This window comes from Methanosarcina mangrovi, from assembly GCF_052057765.1.
GTDB lineage: Archaea > Halobacteriota > Methanosarcinia > Methanosarcinales > Methanosarcinaceae > Methanosarcina.
Window position 1 is genome coordinate 1,522,053 of sequence record NZ_CP195120.1, and the last position, 12,885, is coordinate 1,534,937.

At 46.5% G+C, this 12,885-nt stretch carries 14 protein-coding genes; 4 read left to right on the forward strand and 10 right to left on the reverse strand.

All coding sequences use genetic code 11. The features are described from left to right. Positions 1-55: 55 nt before the first annotated feature. Positions 56-1,486, forward strand: coding sequence for a TrkH family potassium uptake protein (locus ACSAZL_RS07005; RefSeq protein WP_440947988.1), 1,431 nt, complete (start codon positions 56-58; stop codon positions 1,484-1,486). Positions 1,487-1,605: 119 nt separating this feature from the next. Here the strand turns inward: ACSAZL_RS07005 and ACSAZL_RS07010 are convergent, their stop codons facing one another. The 10 genes from ACSAZL_RS07010 to ACSAZL_RS07055 all read right to left on the reverse strand — a co-directional run bounded on the left by ACSAZL_RS07010 (position 1,606) and on the right by ACSAZL_RS07055 (position 10,169). Further along, positions 1,606-2,829 carry a digeranylgeranylglycerophospholipid reductase gene (locus ACSAZL_RS07010; protein WP_440947989.1) on the reverse strand — a complete coding sequence of 408 codons (1,224 nt, stop codon included), beginning with the start codon at positions 2,827-2,829 and terminating at the stop codon, positions 1,606-1,608. Beyond that, positions 2,826-3,065, reverse strand: a complete 240-nt coding sequence (locus ACSAZL_RS07015; RefSeq protein WP_440947990.1) for a 4Fe-4S binding protein — start codon at positions 3,063-3,065, stop codon at positions 2,826-2,828. Before ACSAZL_RS07015 ends, ACSAZL_RS07010 begins: the two co-directional genes overlap by 4 nt. Positions 3,066-3,413: 348 nt before the next feature. Next, positions 3,414-4,025, reverse strand: coding sequence for a TetR/AcrR family transcriptional regulator (locus ACSAZL_RS07020; protein ID WP_440947991.1), 612 nt, complete (start codon positions 4,023-4,025; stop codon positions 3,414-3,416). Between the two features lie 147 nt (positions 4,026-4,172). After that, positions 4,173-4,358: a hypothetical protein gene (locus tag ACSAZL_RS07025; RefSeq protein ID WP_440947992.1), complete on the reverse strand. Its 186-nt coding sequence runs from the start codon at positions 4,356-4,358 to the stop codon at positions 4,173-4,175. A 183-nt stretch (positions 4,359-4,541) separates the two neighbouring features. Continuing rightward, positions 4,542-5,168 (reverse strand): 2-phospho-L-lactate guanylyltransferase, encoded by a 627-nt coding sequence (gene cofC, locus ACSAZL_RS07030; protein ID WP_440947993.1) that lies wholly within the window; start codon positions 5,166-5,168, stop codon positions 4,542-4,544. A gap of 158 nt (positions 5,169-5,326) precedes the next feature. Beyond that, on the reverse strand, positions 5,327-6,481 hold the full coding sequence (gene cofH, locus ACSAZL_RS07035; protein ID WP_440948795.1) for a 7,8-didemethyl-8-hydroxy-5-deazariboflavin synthase subunit CofH: 1,155 nt from the start codon (positions 6,479-6,481) through the stop codon (positions 5,327-5,329). A 63-nt stretch (positions 6,482-6,544) separates the two neighbouring features. Next, positions 6,545-7,663, reverse strand: a complete 1,119-nt coding sequence (gene cofH / locus ACSAZL_RS07040) for a 5-amino-6-(D-ribitylamino)uracil--L-tyrosine 4-hydroxyphenyl transferase CofH (protein ID WP_440947994.1) — start codon at positions 7,661-7,663, stop codon at positions 6,545-6,547. Next, entirely contained in the window at positions 7,660-8,649 is a 990-nt protein-coding gene (gene cofG, locus ACSAZL_RS07045; protein WP_440947995.1) for a 7,8-didemethyl-8-hydroxy-5-deazariboflavin synthase CofG, read from the reverse strand. Before cofG ends, cofH (ACSAZL_RS07040) begins: the two co-directional genes overlap by 4 nt. Before the next feature lie 84 nt (positions 8,650-8,733). Beyond that, positions 8,734-10,011, reverse strand: coding sequence for a phytoene desaturase family protein (locus tag ACSAZL_RS07050; RefSeq protein ID WP_440947996.1), 1,278 nt, complete (start codon positions 10,009-10,011; stop codon positions 8,734-8,736). Further along, entirely contained in the window at positions 10,008-10,169 is a 162-nt protein-coding gene (locus ACSAZL_RS07055) for a DUF362 domain-containing protein (RefSeq protein ID WP_440947997.1), read from the reverse strand. Before ACSAZL_RS07055 ends, ACSAZL_RS07050 begins: the two co-directional genes overlap by 4 nt. Before the next feature lie 1,269 nt (positions 10,170-11,438). Here ACSAZL_RS07055 and fpoA point away from each other — a divergent pair. From fpoA to fpoC, 3 genes are read left to right on the forward strand one after another with little or no spacing between them, the layout of a single operon-like run. Next, the gene (gene fpoA, locus ACSAZL_RS07060; RefSeq protein WP_239451000.1) at positions 11,439-11,828 is read left to right on the forward strand and encodes a F420H2 dehydrogenase subunit FpoA; all 390 of its coding nucleotides are present in this window, start codon (positions 11,439-11,441) and stop codon (positions 11,826-11,828) included. Beyond that, positions 11,816-12,370 carry a F(420)H(2) dehydrogenase subunit B gene (gene fpoB, locus ACSAZL_RS07065; protein WP_440947998.1) on the forward strand — a complete coding sequence of 185 codons (555 nt, stop codon included), beginning with the start codon at positions 11,816-11,818 and terminating at the stop codon, positions 12,368-12,370. The genes fpoA and fpoB overlap by 13 nt, the downstream gene beginning before the upstream one ends. Positions 12,371-12,400: 30 nt before the next feature. Then, positions 12,401-12,877, forward strand: a complete 477-nt coding sequence (fpoC, locus tag ACSAZL_RS07070) for a F420H2 dehydrogenase subunit FpoC (protein WP_440947999.1) — start codon at positions 12,401-12,403, stop codon at positions 12,875-12,877. The last annotated feature ends 8 nt before the right edge of the window (positions 12,878-12,885 follow it).

Sequence of the window (12,885 nt, forward strand, 5' to 3'; positions counted from 1 at the left end):
GGAATAAATATGAATACATTGAAAGGGTCATAGCTGCAAAAAACAGAGGATCGGCATGAATATTAAGATTGTTTTTTATGTGCTTGGCGGTTTACTCAGGCTTCTCGGGCTGCTTATGATTGTTCCTCTCGGGGTCGCGTACTATTACGGGGAAAGTCTGACACCATTTCTTGTTTCGATCGTCATAACCGTCCTTACCGGCTTAATCCTGCTTTCATACAAAACCGATGAAGACTGGATGCGCAAAGAAGGCTTTGCAATCGTTGCTCTGGGCTGGCTTGCAGTTGCAATCTTCGGGGCAATTCCTTTCATGCTGGACGGGATTTCTCCCCTCAATTCTCTTTTCGAAGCAATGTCGGCCTTTACAACCACGGGCTCTACAATTCTTACCGATATAGAAAGCCACCCAAAAGGCATTCTCTTCTGGCGGTCTATGATGCAATGGCTGGGCGGAATGGGGATCATTGTGCTTTTCATCGCCGTCCTGCCAAAACTCGGAGTTGCCGGACGCCAGCTTTTCCGGGCTGAAGCCCCGGGTCCTACCGAGGATAAACTAAAACCAAGAATAAGAGAAACTGCAAAAATCCTGTGGATGGTCTACTTTGTAATCTCATTCGCGGAGGTCGTTGCCCTTCTGCTTGCAGGGCTTTCTTTATATGATGCAATTACCCATACTTTCACCACAATGGCATGCGGAGGCTTTTCGCCTTATGGGGCGAGTATTGAAGCTTTTGGAAGCCCTCTGGTAGAATACATAATAACTTTTTTCATGTTCGTTTCAGGTGCAAACTTTGCCCTCCATTACAGGGCAATTTATGTTGACAAGGACTTCCTGCTTAAAGATGATGAATTCCGCTTCTACACAGCCCTAACCCTTGCAGCAACCGGACTTTTAACCCTCCTGCTCTATCGCGACATTAATACGGGGTTTTTCGACTCTTTCAGACTTGCGATCTTTCAGGTAGTTTCCATCATGACTACGACCGGGTTTGCCACAGCGGACTTTAACTTCTGGTCCGACTCGGCAAAAATGGTGCTTCTCCTTATCATGTTTGTAGGCGGATGTGCCGGTTCTACGGGTGGAGGCATTAAGGTCGTGCGCATCCTCATGCTCCTCAGGCACGGGAGAGTGGAACTTTTTAAGTCCCTCCATCCGAGAGCCATAAGAGGTGTAAAATTCAACAATAAGAACGTTCCGGACGAGGTTATAAACTCTATCTTTTCTTTTGTGGTGATCTATCTCTTTATTTTTATGTCAAGTGCTCTTATCCTCGCGGTACTCGGCATGGATATCATAACTTCAACTACTGCCTCCATAGCTACCCTTGGGAACATAGGTCCCGGCCTTAATGTGGTAGGTCCGATGGGAACTTTTGACCCGATCCCCCCTCTAGGAAAATTAATCCTGATCGCGAACATGTGGATCGGAAGGCTTGAAGTCTATACCGTAATAGTGCTCTTTACGCCGGAATTCTGGAACAAATGATTTTTGAAGCAGCTGAAGTTTCGGAATAACCCGGTAAGAGACAATAAAAATCCCAATAAAGACAGAATAAATTCCAAAAAAGAATAATAAAAAGAGTAGAAATGCCTGATTTTCAGGCATTATGCTCTGTTCTTCATCACTTCTTTTGCTGCGTCTTTGAAAAGTACGCGAAGGTCCCAGAGCAGTTTTTTGTTGGCTTTGAAGAGGGCCTGCAGGAGGTCAAAAAGTCTCATTCTCTCAAACTTTACTTCCTTGAGGGAATCGGCAAGGGCATCCAGATCCTCGTCCTGGAGATTGATAAAACAGTTCTTTACAATGAGGCTCATGTCTATGTCGTGCCCGATTGTTTCCCTCCAGCGTTTTTCATAAACTTCTTCAAGCTTCCCAAGGGAGACGTCCCCTGAGGATATGGCTTCGTAAGCAGCCTCTCCGGCAATCTTTCCTGCATCCATTGCGTTGAGGATCCCACCGCCTGTGATCGGGTCGGACTGGCGTGCAGCATCTCCGACAAGCATCAAACCGTTTGCGGAAGTTTTTTCAATGCTTCCTGAGACCGGTACTCCTCCGAAGACCATTTCTACGATCCTGACATCGGGGAATTTTTTATCTACGAATTTATTGAGGTAATCGACAGGCCTGGGTTTGAATTTTCCGGTCTTGTTACCGAGAATTCCTACTCCCACGTTGGCTTTACCTCCTCCCTTAGGGAAGATCCATACGTAACCTCCGGGGGCAATCTCGTTTCCGATGTAAAACTCGCAGTATTCCTGATCTATGTCCGCGCCTGCTATAAGGTACTGGGCGCAGGTTTCTATGTCTATGGGCTTCAGAGAGGTATCTATTCCTGCCCACCTGCCTACCTTGGACTCGACCCCGTCTGCACCTATGACTATTTTTGCCCTCACCTCATACTCTTTTCCCAGGTGCATGAGCCTTACCCCTTTCACGAAGTCGTCTTCAATGATCAGGCCTGTTGCCCTTGTCTTTACCCTGACCTCTGCTCCGGCTTTTGCAGCATTTTCAGCAAGGGCGCGGTCAAATATTTTTCTTTCAAGGACATACCCAACCTCTCCACCTGAGATTTCTTCTGCCATTTCGACCTTTGTGCCGTTGGGAGAGTAAATACGGGAGCCCTTAAGGTCGGCGCAGATCCAGCTGTTGTCAATTTCAACGTGTTTTTTGAGATATTCTTTGTTTACGCCTTCGGCACAGCGTACAGGGTCACCTATTTCCTGGCGCTTTTCGATTAAAAGCACATCAAGCCCTTTTTCAGCTGCTGTTTTTGCAGCAATGGAACCTGCAGGCCCGGCTCCTATTACGAGAACATCATAGCTATCCTTCATTTCATTACCTCAATTGCTCCCACAGGGCAGATACGATCACATATCCCGCACTTTATGCACGTACTTTCATCTACTTCAATCCAGGTCTCCACAAGTTCGAGTGCTCCCTTAGGGCAGACTCCCACACAGGCACCACAGTATCCACATTTGTATCTGTTTATGTTGATGCTCACCAGCTCACCTGTAACTTTTGAAGGTAAATCATAATCTTTAACCGCAGATATCGTCTCTTGCAAATAATATAGCATGAATAGAAAGGTTTGCCAAGATAATGCCACATTATTTAAACGAATAAATTTAATATAATTCCTGAATATCTCTTTTTTGATAACTATGCTTTCGAAATTATATTCTGTTAATAATCTTTTTTCATATCTTAAGATCTTTTAATACTTAACTTTCTTTTCAAGGAAAGTAATGTCCGAATTCATATGTATCCTTTTAATTTAATTCATAATTTCGAATCAGTTTCCACATTTATTGTATTTATCTAGTTTAAAGTTATTGGCTACCATGCTAACTTGTTAAGTACAGAATTGTCTTTCAGTTACCTTATTTGCACGTCCAAACTCCTGTCTGAGATCCTATTCACTCTTTTTTATAATATTGTCTGCCAGCAGGTCAATAAAGACGTCCATGATTTCGGAAAAATCATCGTCTTCAATTTCATTCCTGAAGTGAATGAGGGTAAGGACTGCCTGTGTAGTCTCTGCAAGAATCCTTGCGGGTTTGTCAATAAGAAGCCCGGCTTCTTCCCATTCTTCAAAAAAAGGAAGAATGATTGCCACGTTGTCTCTGCGAATACTTTTGAGTTCTTCCTCCGAGGACCGGGAAATTGTAAGTTCAAGGTGCTCTTTCTCAATAAAAACTTTTCTCCAGATCGGATGATTATCTACGATATCCAGCACATACTGGAGATAAGCCCTGATAGCCTTATCAGGTTCCGTCCTGTATTTCAGGAAGGAATTTTCAAGTATGCTGTCCTTTAAAGCTTCTTTTTCTTCCTTGAAGATCTGCAGAAAAAGATCTTCCTTACTGTTAAAAAAAGAATAAAAGGAACTCTTTGCAATCCCCATACCCTCTGTAAGGTCCTCAATGCCTGTTTTCTTAATACCGTACCTGGCAAAGCAGTCCTTTCCCCGGTCTACGATTTTCCTTTTTATGATCTCTCTTTCTTCATCTGTAAAAGACCGCACAGGCCCACCTCTCAGGAAATTAAACCTTCCCGGGTTTTGCTGAGTTTATAAAATCGGAGTTCATCCATTTTAAAAGGAAAAACTGAGAATGTCAAAGAATCATTTGGTTTCTTGTTCATAGACTAATAGCATATTATTTATTTAAAATTACTGGATCAAAAATTTTGACCCGCCCGAGTTGCGCCTCGGGAGTACGCGGTCTGTTTCGGCAGAGTTGCGGCTCTGCAGTACGCTGCCCTTTTCGCTTCGCTCAAGAGGGCCAATTTTGGGATAAAGTAGTAAACTGCGCTCAAGCAGACTAATTTGCAGGTTAAAATCGGAAGCTTCACTCAAGAAGGCTAACAAAAAACAATGGTAAAATAAAGAGACGCAGGGGAGCGGCTTTCCCAAAAAGACTGAAAAGAAGAAAAAAGTCAATAGAAGAAAATGAAAAGACCAAAAATTAAAGCTTCCGAGGGCTTTTGCAATTAAAGAGCCGCCAGAAGGGCTGGAGGGAGAATTTTCAGACTGCTGGGATTAAAGCGGGACCAGTCCAACCCTTCCCCGGCTGACTTCCAGGCGGAATTTTCGGCTGATGTATTCTCTTGCTGGGCCTTTTCCGTGGATGAGAAGTTCTACGAGGTCTTCGGGCTCATCTATATCCGTACCTGCAAGGAAGGAGTCATAGATTTCAAAATTCTGACCGGTGTCCGTTGCAATTGAACAGTGGGTCAGAAAACTTGAGCCATAATACTTTACCCTGTAGCTGGAGGGGTTATTTATAAACAGGGCGTTTGTACCTCCGCCTTTTCCGGGGACGATACATACATCCTTTTCAGTTGAAGTAATCCCTTTTATGTGGGCAGGAGAGAGTAAAGGCAGGTCAGCCATTACGATCAGGACAGGCTCTTCCGAACCTGCAAGGTACCTGTTGAGGGCTTCGTTCAGGTCATCTTCGTCCAGCAGGACTCTCGCTTTTGTCATATCCTCGAGTCCGTAGACAGAAGGGCTGAGGACGTCGATTTTTTCAATTCCGGCATCTTTTAGAGAATCTATTACCTGATTCAGCATGAGTTCTACAAACTCTTCCCTTTCTTCCAGGCTAAGGACAGGGGAAAGCCTGGATTTTGCGCCGGCTTTTTTATAGGGGATTACGGCTCTCATCTGGACTCCTGTAGATTTCCGTTTTTATAGTTCAGGGAAATTCTATAATTAAGCTTCCTTATTTATTTTTTATTTCTTGCTGCCCATTAATTCGGTTTTTATTCCCTGTTGTTCACTCATTCAGTTGTTTATTCCTTGTTGCCTATTGATTCAGGTATTTATTCTTTGCTCCCCATCTTTGATTTTTCATACCCGGGGAACAGGCCTTCACGGACAGGTAACCTTGACTCTACCTTCCGGTAAAGGGTATCTCTCTGTATGGGGATTCTTCCTGCCCCTTTAATCATCCACTCAAACTCGGCAGGGGATACGTATTCTCCATAGCTGCCTCCGGAAGCTGTTGAGATCTGGTCTTCCATAAGCGTGCCTCCCAGGTCGTTGGCTCCGCACTGCAAAGCAAACTGGGCAAGTTTTTTCCCTAACTTTACCCAGGTGGCCTGAATATTGTTTACATGGGTATGCAGAATTATGCGAGAAATGGCTATAAGCTGGAGGTCTTCAAGCCCTATGCTGGTGAATTTTCCTGAGGCCATCATTTTTTCCCCTATGGGGTTGTTGTAGGGCAAAAAAGACATGGGGATGAGTTCCGAAATGCCGCCGGTCTCTTTCTGGATTTCGCGTATGGTAAAGACGTGGTCAAGGCGCTCTTCCAGCGTTTCTACGTGTCCGTACATGATAGTGGAATTGGTGGAGATCCCTGCCCTGTGTGCCGCAGTTACGGTGTTGACCCACTGCTGTGTAGTGATTTTTCCGGGGCAGATAATTTTTCTCACCCTGTCGGACAGGATCTCGGCGGATGTTCCGGTGAGGGAATCAAGCCCGCATTTTTTCAGTTTTTTCAGGGCCTCTTCCACGGACATGCCGGAAAGTCTTGCTGCATAGTTTACTTCCATAGGGGACAGGGCATGTATACAGATATCAGGGAAACCGGACTTTATGGACTCTATTACCTCAAGATAGTATTCCATATCAACCTCCGGGGTGTACCCTCCCTGAACGCAGACCTCGACAGCTCCGGCTTCTCTTGCCTCTTCCGTTTTTTTCAGAATTTCTTCAATACTCAGGATATACCCTTCATCTTTTCTGTAAGCACAGAACCCGCAGGTTCCGACGCATTTGTTTGTGATATAGATATTCCTGTTAACCACATAACTGACAACGCCGCCTACCGTGCTTGCTCGCAATTCGTTGGCAAGCTCAAAAAGCTCAAAAGGGTTTCCTTCAAGCAGGAGAAGGGCATCTTCTTTAGTGCATTTTCCCTGCTGCACCCTTTCAATGACATCATCCGGAATTGCCGGTTTTTTCATGTACATGCCGTTCATTCCTTTCCAAATTCCATGTATTTCCTTTTGCTTGTCCCTTTTTTCAAAGCATATTCAGAAGCTGGGAATCCTTCGCGCGCTTCCCGAAGCCAGTTCGTGCACTCCCCTGTACAGAGTAGTTCTCTCCTTAGGGATCCTGCCGGCTCCGTGGATCATCCATTCCAGTTCATCCACAGTGATCATTTCCCCGTGGCAAGCCCCTGCGGATCTGGAGATGCTTTCTTCCATAAGGGTGCCGCCAAGGTCATTGGTTCCGCAGTGGAGAGAAAACTGGGCAAGTTTCTTCCCGAGTTTCACCCAGCTTGCCTGGATATTGTCCACATGCCCGTGGAAGAGAACACGGGATACTGCATAGATTTTCAGGTCTTCAAGGCCCGGAGTGGCATACCGGCCCTCCCGAATCATCTTTTCCCCGACAGGATTGTTGTAGGGCATAAAAGGCAGGGGCACAAACTCGGTAATTCCTCCGGTTTCTTTCTGGATCTCCCTGATGATCAGCATGTGATCGATTCTCTCTTCCGGGGTTTCAACATGCCCGTACATCATGGTTGCAGTGGTCGGAATGCCTGCTGCATGTGCCTGCCGGACCACCTCTACCCATTCTGCGGTCTTGAGTTTTGAAGGGCAGATTATTTTCCGAACGCGGTCAGAGAGAATTTCGGCTGCAGTCCCGGGCATGGTATCAAGCCCGCTTCTTTTGAGCCTCCGGAGAGCTTCTTTTACCGGGATTTCGCTGATGCGGGAAGCGTGGTAGACCTCCATCGGCGAAAAGGAGTGGATATGCATTTCCGGGAATTCGGCTTTTATGGCTTCGGCAATTCCCTGGTAAAAGTCCAGGCCCACATCCGGAAGCAGACCCCCCTGGATACAGACCTCGGTTGCGTTTGCATTCGCGGCTTCTCTGACTTTTTCCATAATTTCTTCGATGCTGAGGACCTTACCGTTATTTGTCCTGAATGCACAGAACCCGCATGTCCCTACACAGCGGCTTGTGAAATTTATGTTCCTGTTCACGACATAAGTCACTGTGTCCCCTACTGCCAGGTCGCGGAGTTCATCTGCAAACCTGAAAAGTTCGAAAGGAGGTACTTCCAGGAGCAAAAGCGCGTCTTCCTTCGTGCTCTTCCCCTGATATGCGCGTTCCATGAGGTCTTCGGGAATTTTGCTGTTCATTTTTCTAAATCCTCCGCGTTCTCTGTTTCGGGCTGTTTCCTGTAGCCTTCATTATCTGAGAGCCGCTCGATGAGGCTGCCAATCCTTTCCGAATACCACCCTCTTTTCACATACTGGGGGTAAACTGGCAGACGTTCTCTGAGCGAAATATCCCCTAGCTTTTTCTGCAGGTCCCTTACGTCGGGCCATTCGGCTTCGGGGTTGATCCAATCAATGGTAAGAGGAGAGATGCCCCCAAGATCCGTTACTCCTTTTCCGATAAGGGCTTTCGGGTCTATGAGATTTGGGGCTACCTGTACTGATACATCAGGCGGCAGTATCCTCCTTGCAAGAACTACCGCGTCCATCATTTCCTCTACGGTGGGCTCGGGGAAATTTTCCATGAGTGTCCCGGGTTTTGGGGCGAAGTTCTGAATGATTACTTCCTGAATGTGCCCGTACTCCCTGTGCAGGGATGCGATTGCTCCAAGAGACTCGATTCTATCCTCCCGGCTCTCTCCTATCCCTATTAGGAGGCCGGTTGTATAGGGGATCTGAAGCTTTCCGGCTTCCCGGATTGTCTCAAGCCTGCGCTCCGGAATTTTGCCTGGGCAATCTTTATGGGCTTCCAGGGTTGCCGTGCTTTCAAGCATCAGCCCCATACTCGCATTAAAGGGCTTTAAAGCCTCAAGTTCGGAGCGGGTCATAACCCCTGCATTCGTATGAGGAAGAATTCCGATCTCAATTGCAGTTTCGCAGAGGAAAAGAAGATAATCAAGCGTGGAGGAATAGCCGAGTTCTTCAAGCATCAAGCCATATCCGGGCATTTCCTCAGCGTACTCCCCAAAGGTGAAGAGAGCTTCGGTACACCCTGCCCGAACTCCGTTTTCAAGAATCGAAATTGCCTCCGCCGGCTTCATAAGCCGGGCTCCGGGCTGTCCGGGCTCCCGCCGAAAACCACAGTATCCGCATCGGTTCCTGCAAATATTGGTCACGGGAATGAACACGTTTTTTGAGAAAGTTACGAAAGGAGGTTTTTCCAGAGAAATGGTAAAACACCTGCCGATTCTGGTTTGTTACTTTTTGACTTTTCAGCCCAGGATTTTTTTCATAGCTGAAGAGACGCCAAGGGCTACCCCTTCAACTTCTATGCCTCCTTTCCCTTTCGCCCCGTCTCCTACGACATAGAGCCCGATGAAAGGGGTCTCGTTCCCGGGGTCCGTACCCGAGGCTGCCCTGTTTACGGGCCATTCATCGTGGTAGGACTGGATAAGGAGGACTTCGTATTTTTTACCGGGGAAAACTTCTTTGAGATCGTCAAGCCCCATTTGAATTTCAGCCTCGAGGTTCTTTACGTTCTCAGGGGCTACATGCTGGTGGCACATGGTAAGGTGTTTTCCAGGAGGGGCAAGTTTCGGGTCAGCCTGAGTAACCTCATTGATCCCGTTTATGCGCCTGGTATAGGGGGTTAACAGGACTCCGGAATGTCCGATCAGGGGCTCTTCTGCGGCAAGGCAGATCTTTATGCCGGCAGACGGCTTAAGGGTCTCAAGCATTTTAAGGTAATCTGCGTGCATTTTTTCTGAGAGGGCTTCCCCGCAGAGCAAAGCGGTTGCTGCATGCCCCAGGTTGCTGATAACAATGTCAGCCTCATATTCTTTGCTTTCAGCGGCCACCCCGACAGCTTTTCCATCGTCAACCAGGATTTTTGAGACTTCCTGTCCGGTATTGATTTTCCCCCCGTTTGCCAGGATTACGGCTTCAAGGGCGTCAATAATCCCCTTGCACCCTCCGACAGGGACGCCGGGACCGCCGAACCGGTACATGTTTTCGATTATCTCAAAAATCTCTTCTACCGGGACTTCATCGCTTTTCAGGCTGAGCGCCCAGCCGCAGAAAGAATCGGCAAATTTCACCAGCCATTCGTCATTGACCTGAGCCTTTATCCAGGCCTGAAGCGTGCTTCCTGCCGGGCGGTTCTTTCTTGTGCTCACGATCAAAAGAGCGATTTTCATGCGGTCTTTATAGGAAAGAAGCGAGGGAAAATCACTAAAAGAGATGTCTTTAAAGCCTTTCGCATAATCGGGGTTCCCTTTCTTGAGCGGCACACGTACGGTGGTCATTTCCGACCGGATGATATGCACATTAGCTCCGATTTCCCCGAGAAGCCGGGCAAGGGGGCCTCCGGGCCCGTTAGGAAGCATGTGGAAGGCTCCGCTTGAGAGCTGAAACCCTTTGTAATTAAGATTGGTAAACCTGCCTCCCGTAATAGGGAGTCTTTCAAAAACTTCAACTTCATGCCCTGCCTTGGAGAGCCGGGCAGCGCTTAAGAGCCCTCCGAGACCTGCACCTATGACAATCGTTTTCATGCCGGTACCTCGATGGCTTTTACAGGGCAGTAAGGGATGCACAGCCCGCATTCCACGCAGGCATCGGTAGCCCATGCTCTTCCCCTTACCTCTATTGCTCCTTTTTTGCAGAAAGAAGCGCACTGGCCGCACCCTACACAGTTATCGTTTATCTTCATGCGATCCACCAGCTTTTCTATCGTGAAAAGACTTATTATAATGTGTTGGTTAGTGTGTCGCTCATGTTCTTGCCTCAAGGCAGATGGAAAAAGGGGCTTCCCTGAGGATAATGCCCCGATTGTAATATCTAACCTGTAGTATACTATGAATTTATCCCTTTCAGAATATAATATAGAGTAAAGTTGCGCTCAAAGGCCCGGAAAGCCCAGGTTTCCTCGAAATATTCCGATTTCCGGAGAAGGCTTTTTCAGGCAGCTACCTGTATATAATAATACTTAAGGGCTCGCACTGAAGCATCCCGGATAAGTCATCCAGCCCTCATGGCTATTCAGTTACAGCTATCCGGTTACAGCTATCCGGTTACAGCTATTCAGTACAGCTATCCAGTTATCATAGCCATTCAACCATCATAGCCATTAAGCATCATAACCGCTTAGCCTATGGCTATTCGGCCAGCATGGTCATTATCCGTATGATGCCCCGAATGTATATTTAAAGATATTAGATGCCGCTTTTCCCTTAATTATGCAGGAAATTTTCAGCCCTTTCAGTTCCTTATTATTTTCATTTTAAAGGTTGCCTCAGGAGCGCTGAATCCCCGGAATTTATCATTATTAATAATGCCGCATTCCAGGGGAATTTTCTGGGGATAAAAATAATTAGCGGATATATATAATTCCTTTCCATGAAGGAGAAAACTTCGTGCTTGTGGAAGAATAATTGTCAGGATTTTTTAGCCGTTCAAAGATAATAACATATTTATGGTGTATATATAATTTCGTAATCAGGTCAGGGCTTTTCCTCTGATTTATTTCAACATATGTATATTTTAAAAAGAGATTTTTAATTATTTAGACTTAATATTTATATAATATTAATTATCTAGCAAATAGCTATAAATAACCCCTGATTCATTTGCAGAACTAGCATAGCTACCTGGAATCTTAATTATTAATTATACTACTTTCACGGCAATTGAATCTATATGCCGGAAGAAGGGTTCTTCCCTGACATTCGGCAATTTATTACATAACCCCGGGCAACGGAAAAGTAAATTTTTCAGAACCCGGCGATAAAATGTCCGTATTCAGAAACCCTTTCTGCAGGAAGAGAGGGTACCCGATACGGGCATTCCCTGCAGGACCTGTGTTCGGACCACAGTGGTTTTTCAAAACAACCGGAAGTCCGGATACTGTTTTTTTGTCCGCTCATCTTTAAAATTAAAAAAATCAATATCATGCGACGCTGCAATTTCAGATTGCTGCACTTTGATAGGTGATACGATGTCTGGAATAATTGATAGCTATATACCGGTTGCAATATTTCTTGCCGTGGGACTGATCATGCCGCCCATGACAATGTTCATGGTAAAGCAACTGAGTCCGAGGAGCAAGGCAGCCAGCAAATACACGACATACGAATCGGGGTCCATTCCTACAGGGACTGCCAGGATCCAGTTCAATGTCGAGTATTATCTTTATGCGATTGCTTTTGTTCTCTTTGATATTGAGGTGCTTTTCCTTTACCCGTGGGCTACCGTCTATAAGGGGCATGGGATTACCTCAATTGCAGTAGTTGAGATGTTTGTATTTATCTTCATACTGCTCTTCGGATACGTGTATCTCTGGAAGAAGGAGGCCCTTACATGGGTGAAGTGAAGGAGACAAAAACGAACAACACAAAAGAAACTCCGGAAGAAGAAATTCCCGGCGTTATCACAACAACCACCAATGCGATCAGCGACTTTCTCAAGAAAACCAAGGCTCAGGACCTGATCAACTGGGGGCGAAAAAACTCGCTCTGGTTCATGACCCAGCCAATGGGCTGCTGCGGTGTGGAAATGATCGCTACGGGCTGTGCCCACTATGATACTGACCGCTTCGGGATTATCCCCAGGAACTCCCCGAGGCATGCGGATGTCATGATCATCAGTGGTTATGTGACAAAAAAATACCTGCCTGCCTTAAAGAGGCTCTGGGAACAGATGCCGGCTCCCAAATGGGTTATCGCCATGGGAGACTGTTCGATCAGCGGCGGTCCCTTCTATGAGTCTTACAGCACGGTGCAGAATATCGATGAACTCTTTCCTATCGATGTCTTCATTCCCGGATGCCCTCCCAGACCCGAAGCCCTGATCCAGGGGTTTGTGGAACTGCAGGAAAAGATTAAAGCCAAAAAAGACCGGGGCACGGAATACTGAGGAATTTCAGGTTTATTTGAGGGAAAAATAATGGATGCCAGAACAATTATCGAATCATTAACCGGGAAATTTCCGGAGGCAATTTCCGAAGCCGAGGTCGAATCCCCTATTCGTATCCGGGCATATGTGGATAAGGAGAAAGCAAAAGAGGTCTGCCAGTACCTCAAGGACTCCCTTCAGTTCGACCACCTCTGTTCCGTTTGCGGAGTGGACTATCCTCAGAGGAACGAGCAGGAAGCGGTGTATCATATAGCTTCGTATGACCACCCTGTAGTCCTTATGCTGAAAGCAAGGCTGCCCAGGGATTCCCCGGAAATAGAGTCTATTGTGCCGGTATACTGGAATGCGAACTGGTATGAGAGGGAAACCTACGAACTCTTCGGGATCAAGTTCAAAAACCACCCGAATCTGAAGCCTCTTGTGCTCCCCGAAGATATGCTGGGAGAGTGGCCTCTTCGGAAAGACTACAAGGGTTTCCCGAACAGGACAGCAAGAAACCTTGTGTGAGGGGTGAA

Coding starts and splice junctions, on each gene's coding strand:
- ACSAZL_RS07005 (WP_440947988.1), top strand. CDS start 56: ATGAATATTAAGATTGTTTTTTATGTGCTTGGCGGTTTACTCAGGCTT.
- ACSAZL_RS07010 (WP_440947989.1), bottom strand. CDS start 2,829: ATGAAGGATAGCTATGATGTTCTCGTAATAGGAGCCGGGCCTGCAGGT.
- cofC (WP_440947993.1), bottom strand. CDS start 5,168: ATGAGAGCCGTAATCCCCTATAAAAAAGCCGGCGCAAAATCCAGGCTT.
- cofH (WP_440948795.1), bottom strand. CDS start 6,481: ATGTACATGAAAAAACCGGCAATTCCGGATGATGTCATTGAAAGGGTG.
- cofH (WP_440947994.1), bottom strand. CDS start 7,663: ATGAACAGCAAAATTCCCGAAGACCTCATGGAACGCGCATATCAGGGG.
- ACSAZL_RS07050 (WP_440947996.1), bottom strand. CDS start 10,011: ATGAAAACGATTGTCATAGGTGCAGGTCTCGGAGGGCTCTTAAGCGCT.
- ACSAZL_RS07055 (WP_440947997.1), bottom strand. CDS start 10,169: ATGAAGATAAACGATAACTGTGTAGGGTGCGGCCAGTGCGCTTCTTTC.
- fpoB (WP_440947998.1), top strand. CDS start 11,816: ATGGGTGAAGTGAAGGAGACAAAAACGAACAACACAAAAGAAACTCCG.
- fpoC (WP_440947999.1), top strand. CDS start 12,401: ATGGATGCCAGAACAATTATCGAATCATTAACCGGGAAATTTCCGGAG.